Here is an 18,460-nt window from a genome sequence, read left to right as displayed (position 1 = left end):
CGTACAGTTCTACTGCTCAGGAGTGTGTCGACGTCTGTCGGGTCCACCTCCGTGCGGGGGAAGGGTCAGGGACGAGGAACGCGCGGACTAGTCCACGAGACGCAGGACGCCGTAGTTGAACCCCTTGCGCCGGTAGACGACGCTCGGGGCGTCCTTGACCTCGTCATGGAAGAGGTAGAAGTCGTGGCCGACGAGTTCCATCTCCATCAACGCCTGGTCGATGCTCATCGGCTTGGCCCGGTGGAACTTCTCCCGCACGACCACGGGGGTCTCCCCCTGGGTGTCGAGTTCCACGAACTCGTCCGTGAAGCGGCCGTCGAGCTCCACGCCGTCGATCGCGTCCTCACCGCCTCGCTGGGCCGGGGGGGCCTTGGTGGCGGTTGCCGTGGTCGAGGGCAGGTCTCCGGGGAGGTGGGCCGTGGCTGCCGCGACGGAGACGGGAGTGTGGTTTCCGCGGTGCACCTTGCGGCGGTCAGCGGACTTGCGGAGGCGGGCCTCGATCTTGTCGATCGCGAGGTCGAGAGCGCCGTGACGGTCCACCGAAGCGGCCTCACTGCGGATGACCGGGCCGTCGGAGTGGATGGTCAGTTCAACCCGCTCGCGGACGTCGGCGAGCTTGGGGTTGCGCTCCTGGGACACCTCCACATCGACGCTCATGCCCTTGCGCTCCCACTTGGAGAGCCTGTCGAGCTTGTTCTCGACGTGCTGTCGGAACTTCTCACTCACACCAGTGCGTCGACCTTTGACGATGATGTCCATAGGACCCCCTTCATCGCGTGGCCGCCGTGAAGGCGACGGCCAGGCTGGCTCTGCTCCCCTTCCGCTGGGGAAGGGGTGTGACGCGTCAGCCCTCCTTCCCTTCGTGCCCCGCTTCCTAGAGGGGCACCTCTCGGTTGGAAGTGCGTATACCCATCCGAGGCAGGGTCATCACGTGCACCAGGGGCCCGATTAACCGAGGACCTCGGATGGGAAAGAAGGACATGTGACCCGATCGGGGCGTGTCGCCCACCAGCCGGTGAACACCGGACGGGTCGGTCGGGGCCCGGTGAGCTCCGGTGACGGAGGGGGCCGAGGGGACGTCGGAGAACCGTGTGGGGGTCCGCGCCCCCGGAGTTCGCACCCCGGGCACGACGAACCCCCCAACGTCGGTATGCCACCCGTCCGGCCGACCTGGTCTTCGTCCCCACATCCGCCTGCTGAGAGTGTCGCCGCTCTTGTACGCGACTACTGCTCTTCTCCCGGTCATGAGGGACATCGGGACCCTCAGCGGGGCAGGGCTTACCTCTAAGGCGCACCGTGATCGGTCGACGAAAAGTCGCCTTACGTGGGCCGTTTCGCCTGCGCCTGGCATCGGCTTGCCGGAGCTGCTCCACGGTCTTCCCGGGAGCTCTGAGTATCCGGCGCAACCACGGACCCGGACGGGTGCCATACCTGGACCGTAACCTGTCCCAGCGCGGATGTCAGGTAGCGAACGGGGTACCAAGCGGTCGACAAGCGCCGCAAACCCTTGTGAACAGGCATGTTTCGCCCGATCAGGGGGGTTTGTAAAACCTTCTTTCAGGACGCTCCCGGGAGGCCTCGGGAGGTGTGGGGCGGTCCCGTTCGGCGAGAACCAGGGCTCCCACCACCCTCGCGCCCTCCGCGCGCAGGGCTCGGGCGGCCTCCTCCAGCGTCGCCCCCGTGGTGAGCACGTCGTCCACCACGACCACACGGCGGCCCCGGAGCCCTCCCGTCGCCGGACCCGGCCCCCCGCGCCGCCGGGAGCGCGGGGCCGCGCGCGCGGGCGGAGCGGCGGTGAGGACCCCCACCCGGTTGACCAGGCGTCGCGCGCGGCACAGACCCGTCTGTGGGCGGGCGCGGACACGGTAGCGCAGCACCGGCGCGACCCCCGCGGTGCCGCCGTCGCCGATCGCGTGGGCGCAGGCGCGGGCCAGTCTCCAGGCGGCGCCTGAACGGGACGGTGCGCGACCCCGTCCCGGAACCGGCACCAGGAGCGTGTCGGGCGCGGCCCAACCGGAGGCGCGGTAGGCGGCGGCCAGCCGCGCCCCGAGCGGGGCGTCCAGCTCGTGCCGTCCGCCGTGCTTGAAGGCGAGCAGGACACGGCGGTGGCGACCGGCGTACGTGCCGACCGCCCACACCGGGGGGCAGCGTGCGCGCCCGGGAGCCCGGTGCGGGCGGTGCCCGGTGAGGCCGAGGCAGCGCGCGCACAGCGGGTGGTCCGGGCCGCCGCAGCCCGCGCAGTCCCGTGGGGCCAGGAGTTCGAGGAGGGGTTCCAGGAGTGAGGCGAGCAGCCGGAGCACGCGAAGGAGCGCGTCCGGCCGACGCCGGGAGGCGGGGGCTCCGGTGGGGTTCACTCCTCCAGGTTGGGCGACGCGGACGCGATGCGCCAGAGGACGCGGGGACCTGTGGACAACGCCTCCGCGCGAGGTCGGAGCGGCGAGAGGAGGGCGAACCTCTGCCAACCGTGGGGAGGGCCGGGCGGGACGGCCGTCCGCCCGCGAGCCCGCCACACGGAGATCCCAGCGACGCGGCGCGCGCGGGCCGGGCCCCCCGGAACGACCACCGGAGGGTCGGCGCCGGGTGCGCCGGCGGCACCGTCACCGCCGGAGCGGTCGCGGGGCGGGTTCGGGCCACACGGGCGCTCGAGCCCCCACGAGGGTAGGACCCGGGTCCCGGCCGGTCAGCCCGGGAAGGTCGGCGACCCGCCCTCCACCACGTTCTGCCAGTTCAGGGGGTCGTTGGACACCCAGATATTGCCGTCGTCGGCCCCCACCAGCAGCGGCTGTCCGGGGGCTCCGGAGATGGTGATCATGCCGGCGACCGGCGCACCCGCGCTGGCCGCGGGCGTCCCGCCGTCCAGGGACACCAGCAGCGCCTGGGGTGTCCCCCCGTCGCGGCTTCCCACGACCACCAGCTGGTCGCTGGAGCGCCACGAGATGCTGGTGACGTCCTCCAGCTCCTGGTCGGCGAGTCCGATGAAGGCCCCCACCGAGACCCGGCCGTCCTCACCCTCGACGACCCGCCCGACCTGGAGCGAGCGCTCCCCGTCCCGTTCGGTGACCACCGCCGCCCGGGCCCCGTCGCGGGAGATCCTGAAGTGCACCAGCGAGTGGTCGCGCAGGCCCCGCAGCTCGGCCTGGACCACCTCCTCGCCGTCGCGCAGCAGCCAGAGGGCGGTGTCGCCGGGAGCGGGCGGTTCCTCCTCGGCCAGCCCCGCGGCCCCGGTCTCCTCGTCGGCGCGCGCCGTGTCGTCGCCGGACCCCTCGTCCGCGTCCTCGTCGTCGGACTCGCGCGCGTCCCGGGTCTCCTCGACGACCCAGAGGTTGCCGTTCACGTCCCAGGACAGGTCGGTGAACATACCGTCCCCGAGCACCTCGCGCGTGTGCGCTCCGGCGCTGGTGAAGCTGGTGACGACCTCGCGCCCGCCCAGGGTGATACCCGCGACGGTGCTCTGGTCGAGTGAGACCGCGAACCGGTCCAGCTGCACCTCTCCCGCGCCCAGCGGTCCCTGGACCCGTTCGGCGCTGTTGAAGTCGTCGGCGTCCCAGTCGGGCGCCGACCACAACTGGCCCTCGTGCGTGTAGTAGGCGTGGATTCCGGCGAGGGTGGCGCCGGGGCTGACCCGCGTCCAGTAGTCGCTGCCCGGCCGGGGACGGTCGGAGCTGTCGCCGTCGGACTGCGGGAAGCTCACCTCGTCGCCGTTGATCCGGAGGGTGAACTCCTGGATCTCCGGGAGCTGGCGCAGGGTCCAGGCGATCTGCGCGCCCATGCCGTACTCGTCCGCCTCCTCGCGGGTGGTGACGCCGATGATCGCGCGTTCGCCGTCGATCTCCAGCCTCGGGGAGGCCTCCTCGGGGAAGGCGGAGAGCACGGCCGGGTCCAGCCAGTCGGTGGGGCCGCCGATGAGCTTGCGGAGCAGGCGTTCGGCCAGCTGGTCGGTGCTCACCGGAAGGTAGACCGGGTCGGGGACCAGCGCGGTCGCGGCCGGGTTGAAGAAGTACAGGTTGAACGGACGGTAGGTGCGTTCGACGTCGAGCTGGCTGAGGATGATCTCGTCGGGCAGGTCCCGGATACGCCACTCGCCGTCGGGGTCCTCGCCCTCCCTGGCGAGGGTGAAGGTCTCCTCCACCATCGAGCCCGCCTCGGCGGGGACGTACTTGCCGCTCTGGTCGATACTGGCGATCTCGTTGCTGCGGATGCGCACGGTGGCGGTGAGCCCGTCCGCGGCGATCTCGGAGTCCATGTCCACAGCCTCCAGGTCGGAGAAGACCCGGACGGCGGCGTCGGGGGTCCACTCCTCGCTCCGCTCGGGGAGCATGTAACTGCGGGCGGCCTTGTGGTCCTCCTCGAAGCTGCCGAGGTCCTTCAGGAAGCCGTTGATGAGTCCTTCGGGCGCCACACCGGGCTGGGGGCCCGCGGGTAGGAGCCGCACGTAGCCACCGTAGGGGTCACCGGAGCCGTCGCCGCCCTCGCTCGGGACGACGGGGCCGGTCATGGGAACGCTCGCGCAGGCCGCCAGGGACACGCACGCGAGCGTTCCGGCCGCAATGGTGCGCACGACCCGCCTCAGGCGTCCGGGGCTCTCCACGTGGCTCACAGCGCCTCCTCGTCGTCGGGTCCGAACCGGCCCCTCTCCATGCCTCGGACCTCCTCGGTCCCGTTGGAGTCCGCGCCGTTCCCGTCCTTGTCGACGAAGGGCGGGAAGGCGCGGCCCAGGGCGATCTCCGGCGGCACCAGCGGCAGCGGCGAACCGCGCAGCTCCGCGCCGGACCGGCGGGGCAGGGAGAGCCGGAACTGCGACCCCTGCCCGGGCAGGCCCCACGCCTGGAGCCAGCCGCCATGCAGGGTCGCGTCCTCCTTGGCGATGGACAGGCCCAGACCGGTCCCCCCGGTGGTGCGCACCCGCGAGTAGTCGGCCCGCCAGAAGCGGTCGAAGCACAGGTGCTCCTCGCCCTCCTTGAGCCCCACCCCGTAGTCGCGCACGGCCACGGCGACGGCGTCCCGGTCGCCCGCCGCTGCGACCACCACGTCGCGCCCCTCGCTGTGCTCGATGGCGTTGACCACCAGGTTGCGCAGGATGCGGTTGATCCGTCGGGTGTCGAACTCGGCGACCACCGGGTCCGCGGGCAGGCGCAGGATCACCTTGATGCCCCGGCGCTCGGCGATCTGCTCGGCGTCGCCCACCGCCTTCATCACCGAGTCACGGATGTCCGACGACTCGATGCCGAGGGTCGCGGCCCCGGCGTCGTGGCGGCTGATCTCCAACAGGTCGGCGAGGAGTTCCTCGAACCGCTCCACCTGGCTCTGGAGCAGCTCCACGGACCGGCGGTGGGAGGCGTCCAGCTCCTCGCGGTCGTCGAACAGCAGGTCACCGGCCATACGGATGGTGGTGAGCGGTGTGCGCAGCTCGTGCGAGACGTCCGAGACGAACTGGCGCTGGAGCTTCGACAGCTCCTCCAGCTCCTGGATCTTCTCCTGGAGGTTGCCCGCCATGTCGTTGAAGGACACCGCGAGCCGCGCGAGGTCGTCCTCGCCGCGCACCGTCATGCGTTCGGTGAGGTCGCCCGCGGCGAGCCGCTCGGCCGACTGGGCCGCGGAGCGCACCGGGTTGACCACCTGCCGGGTGATGGTGAACGCGATGAGCCCGAGAAGGATCACCAGCAGCACCGCGACCAGGGCGACCGTGCCCTGCACCAGGTCCAGGATCTCCTGTTCGTGCTGGAGCGGGAAGATGTAGTAGAGCTCGTAGGCCTGGTTGATCTGGGCGCCCACGACCAGGGCCGGTTCGACCGAACCGTCCTCCATGTCGATGCGCGTGTACGTGTGGTACTGCTGGTCGAACACCTCGGACTGGCGCACCTGGTCCACCAGTCGCGGGGGGACGCTCCCCTCGCCGGTGGCCCACCCCAGTTCGTCGCTGACCGACGGCAGGATGAACACGCTGTAGAGCCCGGTGTCGCCGCTGCGGCTGGTCAGCTCGCTGGCGACGTTGTTCAGGAGGCGGTTACGGTCACCGATCTCGTTCTCCTGGAGTTCGGTGAGCGCGTAGCTGAGCCCCGCCCGGTGGTCGTTGACCGCCGTGTTGGTCTTGGCGTCCAGGAGCCCGCTGCGCACCTCGGAGACGAGTACGTACCCCAACCCGGCCATGACCAGCAGGGACAGTACCAGCGTCGTGCTGATCACCCGCAGGTGCAGGGAGCGGCGCCAGTTGGTGTGCGCCCCCCGCACCAGCGCGCGGGCCGCGCGCTGGGCGAGGAGGTAGGAGCGGGTCAGGCCCGTGTTGCCGTCCCTCCAGCCGCCGCTCTCGGGCAGGCCGGAGGGAGGGGTGGTCCGTTCTCCCTCGGAGTCGGCTCCCCTCCCCTCCTCGGGTACGGACGCGGTCATGTGGCTTCCGGGCGGGTCAGGCGGTCCCGGCCTTGTAGCCGACACCGCGGACGGTCACGACGACCTCGGGGTGCTCCGGGTCCTTCTCGATCTTGGCGCGCAGCCGCTGCACGTGCACGTTGACCAGGCGCGTGTCGGCGGCGTGGCGGTAGCCCCAGACCTGTTCGAGCAGGACCTCGCGGGTGAAGACCTGGCGCGGCTTGCGGGCCAGGGCGACCAGGAGGTCGAACTCCAACGGGGTGAGGCTGATCTGCTCGCCGTCGCGGCGCACGGCGTGCCCCGCGACGTCGATGGTGATGTCCCCGATCTGGAGGACCTCGGGCGCGGGCTCCTCGGTGCGGCGCAGGCGCACGCGCACGCGGGCCACGAGCTCCTTGGGCTTGAACGGCTTGACGATGTAGTCGTCGGCGCCCGACTCCAGGCCAAGGACGACGTCCACGGTGTCGCTCTTGGCGGTGAGCATGACGATGGGAACCCCGGACTCGGCGCGGATCTGACGGCACACGTCGATCCCGTCGGCCCCGGGCAGCATCAGGTCGAGGAGGACCAGGTCGGGCTTGGTCTCGCGGAAGGCCTCCAGGGCCTTGTCGCCGTCGTGGACGAACGAGGGCTCGAACCCTTCACCGCGCAACACGATGCCCAGCATCTCGGCGAGGGCGAGGTCGTCGTCGACAACCAGTACACGTCCCTTCATCGGTGTGTCCGGCGCGGGCTTTCCGCCTCCGCCCGGGGGCGGGGAGGGTACCGGCGCCTACTCCTCTCTCCTGGAACACTCAAGCGGCCTCAGTGGTCGGTGCCCGTGACCCCCGGGGCCGGGGAGCGATCCCCGTCCGGGAGACCGCGTCCCGTCACCCCCCAACCTTGCCAGCTTCGGCCGGTGTTGGAGGAGCGGTCAGCGGTGTTGGGACCTTTTGGACCGAATTCGGTCACCGGCGGCGTCATCCCTGGCAAGGAAGGCCCGGAAAGCTTCGTGACTTGGCCGGTTGGTAACAGAAAGCATACAAAAGGAATGAAGTGCGTGGGTTGTCTAGGACACACTGCAAGCCCACTGAGAAGCGGTGGAACCGGCCGGTAGGTTGGTTTCCGACACATCAGAACGGGCGCGGACACGCTCGCGCGCGGTAACCGAACCTCACGGAGGGCGGCAGATGAGCCAGGAGGACGACCACCGGGAGAGGCCGGGGGACGACCCCGACGTTTCCGGAGGGCCGGGGTCGCCTGACTCTGGAGACGCTCCCGGCACGGGCGGTTGGGCCGCCCCCGGGCAGGGGTCGGCCGACGCGCCGGGCGGAGGCGGGCCGGCACCCGACCGCTCCGCACCCGGGCACCCGACGCCTCCGCCGCCCGGTGGGGCGATGCCCGGCTTCGCGCCGCCCGGCGCGGGCGCCTCCGGCGGGCCCGGCGCCTCCGGCGGGCCCGGCGCCTCCGGCGGCCAGGGAGCCCCCGGCGAACACGGGACTCCCCCCGGGTACGCGCACGGGTACGCGCCACCTCCCGGCTACGGCCCGTGGCCCGGACACGGCCCCACCCCCGGGTCCGGAACCCACCCGGGGTACGCGCCGCCCCCCGGCCAGGGGGACCCCTACGGCCGTACGCCCCCGCCCGGACACGGCCCGCCGCCCGGACACGGCGCCGCCCCGGGCCACGGCACTCCGCCCGGATACGGCCCTCCCCCCGGGTACGCGCACGGGTACGCGCAGGGTCCCGGCTACGGACCCCCCGGGTACGCTCCCCCGCCTGGCCCCGGCGGCCCCGGCGGCCGCTTCGGTCCCGCGCCCCACACGCCGGAGTCCGACGGTCTGTCTCCCGAACCCGTCCGTCCCGGCGTGGTCGCTCTGCGCCCGATGTCCCTCGGCGACGTCTTCAACGGCGCGTTCGGCTACGTCCGCCAGAACCCCCGCACCACCTTCCTGCTGTCCCTGATCGTCATGGCGATCGCCTCGATCGTGGGCAGCATCGCGGCGACCTGGTCCACCAGCGACTCCCTGTCGACGCTCTCCATGTTCGACCAGATCATGGCGGACCCGGAGGCCTTCGACCCCGACGACCCGATGTACGCGTCGTCGCCGATCGCCACCCTGCTCGGGTTCACCGGCAGCCTGATCAACCTGGTGGGCATGGCCGTCCTCACCGGCATGCTCTCCGGTGTCGTCGGCATGGCGGTGCTCGGCCGCCGCCTCACCGTGGAGCAGGCCCGGGCCGTCGTACGCGGCCGGGTCGGCTCCGTCATCGCCCTGGCGTTCATCCGCCTGGGCATCCAGATCGTCATCTGGGGCGTCGTGTTCGTCGCCCTGATGGTGGCCCTGTTCGTCGGGCTCATCATCGGCTTCGGCATGGCCGACCCCACCGCGGGCGTCATCATCGCGGTCCTCATCTCACTCCTGGCCCTCGCGGTGATCTGCGCCCCGGCCGCGTGGATCTGGGTCCGGCTCTACTACGCCATGCCCCTGATCGTGCTGGAGCGGCTGGGCGCGGGCCAGGCCATGGCCCGCTCGTGGCGGCTCTCCCAGGGCGCCTGGTGGCGCACCTTCGGCTACTGGCTGCTCAGCGGGGCCGTCGTGGTGGTGGTGAACCTCATCCTGACCATGCCGCTCGGATTCGCCATCGCCCTGCTGTTCGAGATCGACACCTTCGGCCCGGTCCTGGCCGGTGTCGTGAACTACGTGGTCACGGTACTGATCTACGCCCTCACACTGCCCTTCCTCGCCGGGGTGAACACCCTGCTGTGCGTCGACCTGCGGATGCGCGGCGAGGGCCTGGACCTCCAGCTCAACGGGATCGCCCAGCGGGGTCAGCCGGTGGGGTCGGAGGTCTTCCTGCCGGGGTACCGCGCGTGAGGGCGCCTCTCACCGCGCCCCTGGACGTGACCGGGGAGGAGGGTCGGCGGCGCGCGCTGGACGAGCTGTCCGACCCCGTCTACGGCAGCAACGAGCCCTCCCTCCTGGACCGGTTCCTCAACTGGCTGGGCGAGTTCCTCGACTCCCTGGCCCGGGCGGGCGAGGGAGTCGTCCCGGGCGGGTGGCTCCTCGCCCTGGTGCTGCTGGTGCTCGCGGTGCTGGTGGTCGCGCTGATCGTCTACCTGCGCCCCTCACGCAACCGCCGGTCCGAACCGCCCCTGCACGAGGGCACGGTGCGCACCGCCGCCGACCACCGAGCACTGTCCGAACAAGCCGAGGCCCGGGGCGACTTCGCGGAGGCGGTCACCGAGCGTCTGCGAGCGATCAGCGTGGACCTGGAGGACCGGGCGATCGTCGGTGCCCGGCCCGGACGGACTGCCACCGAGCTGGCCGTCGAGGCCGCCCGGTCACTGCCCGGTGAGGCGGAACCGCTCGACGCCGGGGCGCGCCTGTTCAACGACGTGGTCTACGGCGACCGCGCCGCCACCGCGGACTCCGCCCGCACCATGCGCGAACTCGACCTGCGCCTGGGCGCGGCCCGACCCGTACTCGACGACGAGGTGTCCCCATGACGACCACCGCGACGGGGCGGTCGCCCCTGCGGGCCACGGCCGGACGCGTGTGGCGCGCCGGACGCGTCCCGCTGGCCGTCGTCACCGCGCTGGTCGTGGTGGCGGTCCTGCTGTCGCTGGGCGAGGAGCAGTTCCCCTCCGGCTACCTGGAGCCCGGCAGTCCCGAACCCCAGGGCTCGCGCGCGCTGGCGCGGCTGCTCGACGAGGACTCCGACGTCACCGTCACCCGAACCTCCGAGGCGGCCGCCCGGGCCGTGGAGCGCTCCGGCGACGACACGATCCTGATGTTGTCCCTCGACCACCGGCTGCTCCCCGAGGAGCTGGACGCGCTCGCCGCCCTGGGCACCGACACCTTCCTGGTGCAGCCCTCGCTGCGTTCGCTGCACGCCTTCGCCCCCGGCTCGGACGTGGTCGGCCGCGACCACGGCGACCAGGCGGCCGCACCCGACTGCCCGCTGCCCGACGCGACGCTCGCGGGGAACGCCCGGGTGGCCGGTGAGCTCTACGCGGCCGAACCGGGGGTGGAGGCCCTGGGCTGCTATCCGTCCGGGGACGGGTTCGCGGTACTCCAGGTGGCCACGGACAGCGGTGCCACGACGACGGTGCTGGGCACCGGCTATCCGCTCACCAACCGCGGCCTGGCCGTGTCGGGCAACGCGGCGCTGGCGCTCAACCTGATCGACGCCGAGCACGTGGTCTGGCTGCGGCCCGACCCGCCCACCGAGGTCGGCAGCGCCACCCTGTGGGAACTGGTCCCGCCGGGCCTGCGCTGGTCGTTGGTCCCCCTGACGCTGGCCCTGCTGCTGTTCGCGTTCTGGCGCGGGCGCCGGATGGGCGCGCTGGTGCCGGAGTCGCTCCCGGTGGTGGTCCGAGCGTCCGAGACCACCGAGGGCCGGGCCGGGCTGTACCAGTCCCGCAAGGCGCGCGACCGCGCCGTCGCGGCGCTGCGCGCGGGCTTCCTGGAACGCTCCGTGCCCCGGCTGGGCCTTCAACCGGACGCCTCGCCGGACGCCGTCGTGGCGTCGACGGCCGAGCGCACCGGACGGGACCCGCGGGTCCTCGGGGAGCTGCTGTACCCGGCCCGACCGGACCCGTACACGGCGGACGACGCGGCGATGCAGCGTCTGGCCGCGGAACTTGACCGACTCTCCGAGGAGCTGCGGTGAGCCCGGCGCCACCCCCGCACGGACGAGAACTGACCACTGAGGTATCGAGAGAGGTAGACGGCACGTGAGCGCCTTCACACCCGAGGCACTGCCCTCCGCCGACGAGGCCCGGGCGGCGCTGACCGCCCTGCGCCGAGAGGTGGCCAAGGCGGTCGTTGGCCAGGACGAGACGGTGACCGGCCTGGTCGTGGCCCTGCTGTGCCGGGGCCACGTCCTGTTGGAGGGCGTGCCGGGTGTCGCCAAGACACTGCTGGTGCGCACCGTCGCGCAGGCCCTGTCACTGGACCACAAGCGAGTGCAGTTCACCCCGGACCTGATGCCCGGAGACGTGACGGGTTCGCTCGTCTACGACCAGCACACGGCGAAGTTCGAGTTCATGAAGGGCCCGGTCTTCACCAATCTGCTGCTGGCCGACGAGATCAACCGCACCCCGCCGAAGACCCAGGCCTCCCTCCTGGAGGCCATGGAGGAGCGGCAGGTCACCGTGGAGGGGCGCCCGGTCGCGCTGCCGGACCCGTTCATGGTGGCGGCCACCCAGAACCCCGTCGAGTACGAGGGCACCTACCCGCTGCCCGAGGCCCAGCTGGACCGGTTCCTGCTCAAGGTGACGGTGCCGCTGCCCGAACGCAACGCCGAGGTGGCCATGCTGGGCCGCCACGCCGCCGGGTTCGACCCGAGCGACCTGGTCGCCGCCGGAGTGGAGCCCGTGGCCGGTGCGGCCGAGCTGCACGCCGCCCGCGCCTCGGTGGCCCGGGTGCGGATCGCGCCCGAGGTCCTCGGCTACATCGTCGACCTGTGCCGGGCCACCCGCTACTCGGCCTCCCTCCAGCTGGGCGCCTCGCCCCGTGGCGCCACCGCGCTGTTGCGCACCAGCCGCGCGTGGGCCTGGCTCTCGGGGCGCGACTACGTGACCCCGGACGACGTCAAGGCGCTGGCGAAGGGCACGCTGCGGCACCGGATCGGGCTGCGTCCGGAGGCCGAACTGGAGGGGGCGACCGCCGACGGCGTCCTCGACGGCGTGCTGGCCTCCGTTCCGGTGCCGCGCTGATGGTGGTCACCGGCCGGGCCGCCCTCCTGGCGCTCGTCGCGGCCGCGGCGGTGGCGGTCTCCGGCGGCATCGGCGGGATCGTCACCTACGTCTCGGTGGGCCTGGTGGTGGCGCTGGTCGTGCTCGACGCGCTGTTGGCGCCCGCCCCGAAGCGCCTGCGGTTGGCCCGGGAGGGCGAGACCACACTGCGCCTGGGCGAGACGGCCGAGGTGATCGTGACGGTGGCCAACCCGTCCCGGCGCCGTCTGCGCGGCCGGGTCCGCGACGCCTGGCCGCCGAGCGCGCACGCGTCTCCGAAGTCACAACCGCTGCTGGTGGGCCCCGGGGAGCGCCGACGCGTCCGGACCTCGCTGACCCCCACACGGCGCGGCGACGCCCGCGCGGCCGGTGTGACGGTGCGTGCCGTGGGCCCGCTCGGGCTGGCCGGGCGCCAGGCCACGCTCCCCGCGCCGTGGTCGGTGCGGACCCTGCCGCCGTTCCACAGCCGCAGGCACCTGCCGGGCAAGCTGTCCCGGCTCCGTGAGCTGGAGGGGCAGCACACCGCGATGGTGCGCGGCCAGGGCAGCGAGTTCGACTCCCTGCGCGACTACGTGCCCGGCGACGACGTGCGCTCCATCGACTGGCGCGCCACCGCGCGCAACGACGGCGTGGTGGTGCGGACCTGGCGTCCCGAACGCGACCGGCGCATCCTGGTGGTGCTGGACACCGGTCGCACCTCGGCCGGGCGCGTCGGCGACACCCCGCGGTTGGACCACGCGATGGACGCCGCGCTGCTGCTGACCGCGCTGGCGGGCAGGGCGGGCGACCGGGTGGACTTCATGGCCCACGACCGGACGGTGCGCGCCCAGGTACGGGCCTCGGGCAGGGGCAGCCAGGTCAACCGGGTCGTGGAGGCGATGGCTCCGCTGGAGTCCAGCCTGGTGGAGTCGGACCCGGCCGCTCTGGTGAGCGCGGTACTCGCCCAGGGACGGGCGCGCAGGCTCGTGGTGCTGCTGACCGACCTCAACGCCACCTCCCTGGAGGAGGGGCTGCTGCCGAGGCTGCCGCTGCTGTCCGCGCACCACCTGCTGTTGGTGGCGGGAGTGCGTGATCCGGCCGTCGAGGAGATGGCGGCGGGCCGGGGAACCCCGGAGGCCCTGTACCGGGCTGCCTCGGCCGAGCGGACACTGGGCGAGCGGCAGCGGATCAGCCGGGAGCTGCGCCGGATGGGCGCGGAGGTGGTGGACGCGGGCCCCGAGCAGATCGCTCCGGCCCTGGCGGACGCCTACATCAACCTGAAGGCCCAGGGCAGGCTCTAGGTGGACTGACCATGGAGGTTGGTAACACCAACCCCGGCTGAGACAAGCGCAGAGGGCCTCCGGTAGCGGTGTGGATCGCGAGATCCGCACCGACGCACCGGAAGGCCCTCCATGCCCCGCACCCCACGCCGACGCACCCCTGCCCCCGGCGTTCCGGGTCAGTCCTCGCGGGGATTCTCCCGGGCTTCCCCGGGCGTGCCCTCGCCGATCCCCTCACGGGGCTCCCCCTCGGCCCCCTCAGGGGCGCCGCCGCGCAGGTGCGTGCCCACTTCGAGCACCGCGCGCTCCTCGGCCAGCCTGCGCACGGCCTCCTCCTGGGAGACGGTGGAGCGCGGGGTGACCAGGCTGACCAGCACCCCCGACACCAGGGCCGCGCCCAGCGAGGGGATCACCGCGTTGCCCCAGAAGGCGGCGAACGACGCGACACCGTTGACGACCAGGGCAGCCGCCGAGCCGCCCAACATCGCGGCGACACCGCCCTGCCAGGTGGCACGGGGCCAGAACCGGCCCAGGAGCGACGCCACCAGCAGACCGGTGAGCACGGTGGAGATCATCAGCGTGATGTAGCCGATGAGGGTCGTGGCCATGAGCGCGAACACGAGGGCCAGGCCCATCACCCCGACCAGTCCCCAGCGCGAGTACCGGACCACGTGCTCGGGGTCGGGCAGCCTGCCCGTGACCAGCTGGGAGATGTCGCGCACCAGGATCGTGACGCTGACGATGGCGTCGGAGTCGCCCGAGGACATGGTGGCGGACAGCCCGGCGACGAGCAGGAACGCGCCCAGCCACACCGGGAACAGCGTGGTGACCAGGTACGGGAAGGCCATGTCCGGGTTGGCGAGGTTCGGGTCGAGACCGCGCGCCGACATCCCGGCGATCGCGGGCAGGATCGAGAAGGCCGCGAAGAGCAGCCCGGCCAGGACGAAGCTGCGGCGCACGGTCCGCACGTCGGCGGCGGCGTAGATCCGCTGACGGTACGAGGGGGTGGCCAGCACGCCCACGGCGATGACCACGGCCAGCGAGAGCGCGGGCAGCGGACCCAGGGCCTGGTATCCGAAGAGCGAGAGCGCCTCCTCGGAGGAACCCTCGCCCAGGCCCTCGAAACCGCCGACGCTCACCAGTGCCAGGACGGCGAGGACCGTGAATCCGAGGAAGAGGATGGTGCCCTGGATGGCGTCGGTGACGACCACTGCGAGGTACCCGCCGACCACGGTGTACACGCCGAAGCCGAGGGCGATGACCACCTTGGCGGTGCCCTGGTCCAGGTCGGTGAGGAAGGACAGGTACATGGCCCCGCCCATGATGTGGGCGCCCAGCCATCCCACCGAGGCGAGGAGGAGCAGGACCGCCACCAGCCCCTTGATCGCGCGGCTGGCACCGAAGTAGGAGCTCATCTCCTCGGGGAAGGTCATGAACCCCTTCTCCCGCACGTCGGAGAACAGCCACAGGAGGAGGAAGACTCCCACCGCGCCGCCGACCCCGTACAGGGTCCCGGCCCACCCGTTCTGGTAGGCGAAGCCCACGGCTCCCAGGCTGGAGCCGGTGCCGACGAGGGTGGCCAGGGTGCTACCCATGACCAGCGGGGTGCCCAGACCGCGACCCGCGAGGAGGAAGTCCTCGCCGTTCTTCGTGCGCCGGGCGACCCACCAGCTGACGGCGATCATCAGCAGCACGGACGCGAGCAGGGCCGACAGGTAGACGGCGTGGGAAGGGTTCACGACGAACCTCCGGAGGGTGACGGGGGGTCAGGGGGTGGGGGGATGTGCGGGTGGGGGTCCGGGAGGAGCCGGGGGCGGGACCCGGTGAGGGGTGCGGGTGGAACGAGGGGGCCGCGCGGCCCGGAACCGGGCCGGACCGCGCGGGCGGAGAGAGCGCTGGTCAGAGCCCCGGGTGGTAGAGGACCGCGTCGACCTCGATGTCGAAGCCGGGCAGGTCCGCCTGGATGGTGGTGCGCACCGGCGCCCGGTCCCCGAAGTACTCCGCGAACACCCCGTTCATCGCCTGGAAGTCGTCGAGGTCGCGCAGGTACACCCGGGCCTGGACCGCGTCGGTCAGGCTCGCCCCGGCGGCCGCAGCCACCGTGGACAGGTTGTCGAAGGTGGCCTTCGCCTGCTCCAGGAACGTGCCCTCGATCACCGTGCCGTCGGTGCGGTGCGGCGTGGCTCCGGCCAGGTAGACGAAGTCTCCGGCCACGACGGCGTGGGAGTAGGGACCGCCGGGCGGGGCGGCGTCCGGGGTGTTGACGATTCTCTTCTCGGCCTTGTTCTCGGCCATGTTTCCTCCTGGGTTGGGGTGGTTCCGGCCACGTGCGGACCGGATCAGAACAGGGTGCGGACGGCGTCGACGACCCGCCCGCCCCCGTCGACGACGGGGATCAGCGGCCACTTGTCGAACACCGTGCAGGCGTGGGAGAGACCGAGTTCGACGACGTCGCCGACGCGCAGCGCCTCCCCATCCGGGCCGCTGAGGTCGAGGAACGCGTGGTGGTCGTTGAGCTCGACCACGCGCACGCCTCCGGTGAGGGCTACCCGTTCACCGTCGCGCAGCACCGCGCGGGGGACGGGCAGGTCGACGTCGAACGACACGTCGCGCTTACCGACCCCGAGCAGGGCGCGTCCCGGTTCGGGCCGGGACAGCACCCGCGCGTGGCAGCTCAGGGCGGGGCGCAGGGGGTCGTCGTCGGCGGCGGAGCGCAACGGCGACGCCCGTTCCATGAACAGGTCGTCGTGGGTCACGTAGCATCCCGACCGCACGATCCGGCGGACCGGGAGCGACAGCTCCGGGGGCGCGGCGAGGGCGTCGGAGACCAGGTCGGGGTAGCTGCTGCCGCCCGCGGTGACGATCACCTCGGCGGCGCCGTCGAACAGTCCCTCGGAGTCGGCCCGCCGGGCGAAGTCGTACAGGCGGTCCAGCCAGGCGCGGACGCGTTCCGGGGAGTCGTCGTCGCGGCGCTGCGGGAACACCCCCTCGAAGGCCTCCACGCCGACGAGGGCGAGGGTGGGGCGGGAGGCCACGACGCGGGCCAGGTCCAGGGCCTGGTCGAGGTCGCGGACGCCGGTGCGGCGTCCGGTCACGCCCAGTTCCACCAGAACCGGCAGCGGGCGCGCCGCCCCGGTCAGGGCACGGTCCATGGCGTCGACGCCCTCGATGGAGTCCACCAGGCACAGCGGCGTGAACCCGGGGTCGGCCAGGGCGCCGGACAGCCAGGCGAGCTGGTCGGGGTCCACGACCTCGTTGGCGATGAGTACCCGGGGGACGCCGAAGCGGCGCATCACCCGGGCCTGGGCGACGGTGGCGGCGGTCAGGCCCCACGCGCCGCGTGCGAGCTGCTCCGACCAGAGCCGGGGCGCCATCGTGGTCTTGGCGTGCGGGGCGAGGTCGACCCCGCGTTCGGAGCACCATCGGGCGAAGCGGTCGAGGTTGTGGCGCAGGGCCGCTTCGTCCAGGGTGACGGCGGGCAGCCAGAGGTCGCCCAGGCACAGGTCGGCGGCCCGGACGCGGTCGGCGGAGGTGGGGCTGTCGGGCAGGGAGCGGGCCTCGACGGGGTCGGAGTCGAGGGCGGACAGGGGGCCGGCCGGGAGCGGCCCGGCGGCGGGCGGCCCGGAGGAGGACCCGGTGCCCCGGCACTCCCCGGTGGTGGAGTCCGGGGTGGCGGTGACGCCGCCCGGGGTGTCCGGTCGCGGTTCCGTGGGCGGGGTGGTCTCGGTCAACGTGCGCTCCCGTCGTGTTCGGCGCCCCGGGTCCGTTCGCGGAGGGACGGTCGGGGGAAGGGTTCGTCGAAGTCCTCGGGTCGGTCCAGGCGGCGCACGGCCGAGCGCACCCGTGCCTGCCGCTCCTCCTCGGCCCCGCGCTGGGCCCCGCTCAGGGGCACCCACACGGGCGGCGGCTCGGCGGCGCGCGGGGTGAGCAGGCGGCCGTCCGCGTAGGTGGCGGTGTTGGTGAGGCGCAGCGGGGCCGCCCGGGTGCCGCCGTGCACGTCGACGACGGGGAAGCTCCCCTCCTCCGCCTCGAAGACGGCGATGTCGGCGGCCGCGCCCGGGCGCAGGGTCCCGGCGTCCAGACCGAAGGCGCGCGCGGGGCGGCAGGTGGCCGCGGCCACGGTGTCGGTCAGTTCCATGCCCGCGGCGAGGGCCTTGCCCATGACGGTCGGCAGGTCGAACGCGGGACCGTAGACGGAGCGGATGTGCAGGTCCGTGGAGAGGAGGGGGAGCAGTCCGGCGGAGAGCTCGGCTTCCAGCACGTCGAAGGCGAAGGCGCCGGAGCCGTGGCCGAGGTCGAACAGCACGCCCGCGTCGCGCAGGCGCAGGAGGGTGTCGGAGGGTCGGCCGTCGACGACCAGCCCGGCGGCGACCCCGGTCGCGCAGTGGGTGACGACGTCGCCTTCGGTGAGCAGGGGCGCGAGGTCGGCGAGGTCGGGCGGGCCGTAGCCGATGTGCACCATGAGCGGGAGTTCCAGGCGGCGGGCCAGGGTCACCGCCCTGCGGAGGGGTTCCAGGCCGTGCGCGCCGACGGTGTGGGTGTCCATACGCGCCTTGACCCCGCGCACGAGGCCGCCGTGCCGGGCGGCCTCGGAGACCGCCGCGTCGACGTCGAGGTTCTCCAGGACGTGGTGTTCGCCCGTGCGGCCGACGAGCCCGATCCCGGAGACGTTGACCAGCGCGTGGACGCGGAACGGCGCGGGGTCGGCCACGGCGCGGCGCAGCCCCTCCAGCCCGTAGGCTCCGGCGGAACCCGCGTCGATCCAGGTCGTGACACCGGTGCGCCAGGCGATCGGTTCGGGGTCCACACCCCAGTAGGTGGCGCCGTGCAGGACGTGGGTGTGCGCGTCCACGAGACCGGGGAGCACCAGTCGGCCGTGGACGTCCTCGACCCGGGCGGCCCGGCCGGGCGGGAGGTCCTCGGCGACCTCGGCGATCCTTCCGGCCCGGACGGCGACGTCGGCGATCGCGTCGCGTCCGGAGGCCGGGTCGATGACGCGGCCTCCGCGCAACAGGAGGTCCCACATTCCAGCCACCCCCTTTCGTTGCGTATAGCGCAACACTGTTGCGCCATGAACAACATATTGAATAGCATTCGCCGGTGACGCGGGTCAATA

General features: G+C 72.8%; 14 protein-coding genes. 5 read left to right on the top strand and 9 right to left on the bottom strand.

The window, feature by feature from the left end:
• Positions 1 to 87 precede the first annotated feature (87 nt).
• From raiA to mtrA, 5 genes are all read right to left on the bottom strand, one after another.
• The gene (raiA, locus tag ABZ635_RS23070; RefSeq protein ID WP_357768765.1) at positions 88 to 759 is read right to left on the bottom strand and encodes a ribosome-associated translation inhibitor RaiA; all 672 of its coding nucleotides are present in this window, start codon (positions 757 to 759) and stop codon (positions 88 to 90) included.
• A gap of 773 nt (positions 760 to 1,532) precedes the next feature.
• Positions 1,533 to 2,354 (bottom strand): phosphoribosyltransferase family protein, encoded by an 822-nt coding sequence (locus tag ABZ635_RS23065; RefSeq protein ID WP_357768763.1) that lies wholly within the window; start codon positions 2,352 to 2,354, stop codon positions 1,533 to 1,535.
• Between the two features lie 326 nt (positions 2,355 to 2,680).
• Positions 2,681 to 4,588: an LpqB family beta-propeller domain-containing protein gene (locus ABZ635_RS23060; protein ID WP_357768773.1), complete on the bottom strand. Its 1,908-nt coding sequence runs from the start codon at positions 4,586 to 4,588 to the stop codon at positions 2,681 to 2,683.
• 5 nt (positions 4,589 to 4,593) lie between these two features.
• Positions 4,594 to 6,384, bottom strand: coding sequence for an MtrAB system histidine kinase MtrB (mtrB, locus tag ABZ635_RS23055; protein ID WP_357768761.1), 1,791 nt, complete (start codon positions 6,382 to 6,384; stop codon positions 4,594 to 4,596).
• Between the two features lie 16 nt (positions 6,385 to 6,400).
• Positions 6,401 to 7,078, bottom strand: coding sequence for an MtrAB system response regulator MtrA (mtrA, locus tag ABZ635_RS23050; RefSeq protein WP_014908694.1), 678 nt, complete (start codon positions 7,076 to 7,078; stop codon positions 6,401 to 6,403).
• Positions 7,079 to 7,739: 661 nt separating this feature from the next.
• Between mtrA and ABZ635_RS23045 the strand changes: the two genes are divergently transcribed.
• From ABZ635_RS23045 to ABZ635_RS23025, 5 genes are all read left to right on the top strand, one after another.
• Positions 7,740 to 9,221 (top strand): glycerophosphoryl diester phosphodiesterase membrane domain-containing protein, encoded by a 1,482-nt coding sequence (locus tag ABZ635_RS23045; RefSeq protein WP_357768759.1) that lies wholly within the window; start codon positions 7,740 to 7,742, stop codon positions 9,219 to 9,221.
• On the top strand, positions 9,218 to 9,853 hold the full coding sequence (locus tag ABZ635_RS23040; protein WP_357768757.1) for a DUF4129 domain-containing protein: 636 nt from the start codon (positions 9,218 to 9,220) through the stop codon (positions 9,851 to 9,853). Before ABZ635_RS23045 ends, ABZ635_RS23040 begins: the two co-directional genes overlap by 4 nt.
• Complete coding sequence (locus ABZ635_RS23035; RefSeq protein ID WP_357768755.1) at positions 9,850 to 11,019, top strand: DUF4350 domain-containing protein; 1,170 nt, start codon at positions 9,850 to 9,852, stop codon at positions 11,017 to 11,019. Before ABZ635_RS23040 ends, ABZ635_RS23035 begins: the two co-directional genes overlap by 4 nt.
• Before the next feature lie 64 nt (positions 11,020 to 11,083).
• Positions 11,084 to 12,067 carry a MoxR family ATPase gene (locus tag ABZ635_RS23030; RefSeq protein WP_357768753.1) on the top strand — a complete coding sequence of 328 codons (984 nt, stop codon included), beginning with the start codon at positions 11,084 to 11,086 and terminating at the stop codon, positions 12,065 to 12,067.
• Positions 12,067 to 13,365: a DUF58 domain-containing protein gene (locus ABZ635_RS23025; RefSeq protein ID WP_357768751.1), complete on the top strand. Its 1,299-nt coding sequence runs from the start codon at positions 12,067 to 12,069 to the stop codon at positions 13,363 to 13,365. Before ABZ635_RS23030 ends, ABZ635_RS23025 begins: the two co-directional genes overlap by 1 nt.
• Before the next feature lie 158 nt (positions 13,366 to 13,523).
• Here ABZ635_RS23025 and ABZ635_RS23020 read toward each other — a convergent pair whose 3' ends face one another.
• From ABZ635_RS23020 to ABZ635_RS23005, 4 genes are all read right to left on the bottom strand, one after another.
• Positions 13,524 to 15,029, bottom strand: coding sequence for a sodium:solute symporter family protein (locus ABZ635_RS23020; protein WP_357768771.1), 1,506 nt, complete (start codon positions 15,027 to 15,029; stop codon positions 13,524 to 13,526).
• Between the two features lie 214 nt (positions 15,030 to 15,243).
• Complete coding sequence (locus ABZ635_RS23015) at positions 15,244 to 15,639, bottom strand: RidA family protein (RefSeq protein ID WP_357768749.1); 396 nt, start codon at positions 15,637 to 15,639, stop codon at positions 15,244 to 15,246.
• Between the two features lie 44 nt (positions 15,640 to 15,683).
• Complete coding sequence (locus tag ABZ635_RS23010; RefSeq protein ID WP_357768747.1) at positions 15,684 to 17,075, bottom strand: alanine racemase; 1,392 nt, start codon at positions 17,073 to 17,075, stop codon at positions 15,684 to 15,686.
• Complete coding sequence (locus ABZ635_RS23005; protein ID WP_357768769.1) at positions 17,072 to 18,370, bottom strand: amidohydrolase/deacetylase family metallohydrolase; 1,299 nt, start codon at positions 18,368 to 18,370, stop codon at positions 17,072 to 17,074. Before ABZ635_RS23005 ends, ABZ635_RS23010 begins: the two co-directional genes overlap by 4 nt.
• Between the last annotated feature and the right edge of the window lie 90 nt (positions 18,371 to 18,460).

The organism is Nocardiopsis sp. NPDC007018, from assembly GCF_040635075.1.
Classification (GTDB): Bacteria; Actinomycetota; Actinomycetes; order Streptosporangiales; family Streptosporangiaceae; genus Nocardiopsis.
The sequence above is the reverse complement of the archived record's forward strand: the minus strand, read 5'-3'. Positions and strand labels throughout refer to the sequence as shown.

What these genes read in the sequence shown, in the direction of transcription:
- ABZ635_RS23045 (WP_357768759.1), top strand. Translation starts at nt 7,740, where the DNA reads ATGCCCGGCTTCGCGCCGCCCGGCGCGGGCGCCTCCGGCGGGCCCGGC.
- ABZ635_RS23020 (WP_357768771.1), bottom strand. Translation starts at nt 15,029, where the DNA reads ATGATCGCCGTCAGCTGGTGGGTCGCCCGGCGCACGAAGAACGGCGAG.
- ABZ635_RS23005 (WP_357768769.1), bottom strand. Translation starts at nt 18,370, where the DNA reads ATGTGGGACCTCCTGTTGCGCGGAGGCCGCGTCATCGACCCGGCCTCC.
- ABZ635_RS23025 (WP_357768751.1), top strand. Translation starts at nt 12,067, where the DNA reads ATGGTGGTCACCGGCCGGGCCGCCCTCCTGGCGCTCGTCGCGGCCGCG.
- ABZ635_RS23015 (WP_357768749.1), bottom strand. Translation starts at nt 15,639, where the DNA reads ATGGCCGAGAACAAGGCCGAGAAGAGAATCGTCAACACCCCGGACGCC.
- ABZ635_RS23035 (WP_357768755.1), top strand. Translation starts at nt 9,850, where the DNA reads ATGACGACCACCGCGACGGGGCGGTCGCCCCTGCGGGCCACGGCCGGA.
- mtrB (WP_357768761.1), bottom strand. Translation starts at nt 6,384, where the DNA reads ATGACCGCGTCCGTACCCGAGGAGGGGAGGGGAGCCGACTCCGAGGGA.
- raiA (WP_357768765.1), bottom strand. Translation starts at nt 759, where the DNA reads ATGGACATCATCGTCAAAGGTCGACGCACTGGTGTGAGTGAGAAGTTC.
- mtrA (WP_014908694.1), bottom strand. Translation starts at nt 7,078, where the DNA reads ATGAAGGGACGTGTACTGGTTGTCGACGACGACCTCGCCCTCGCCGAG.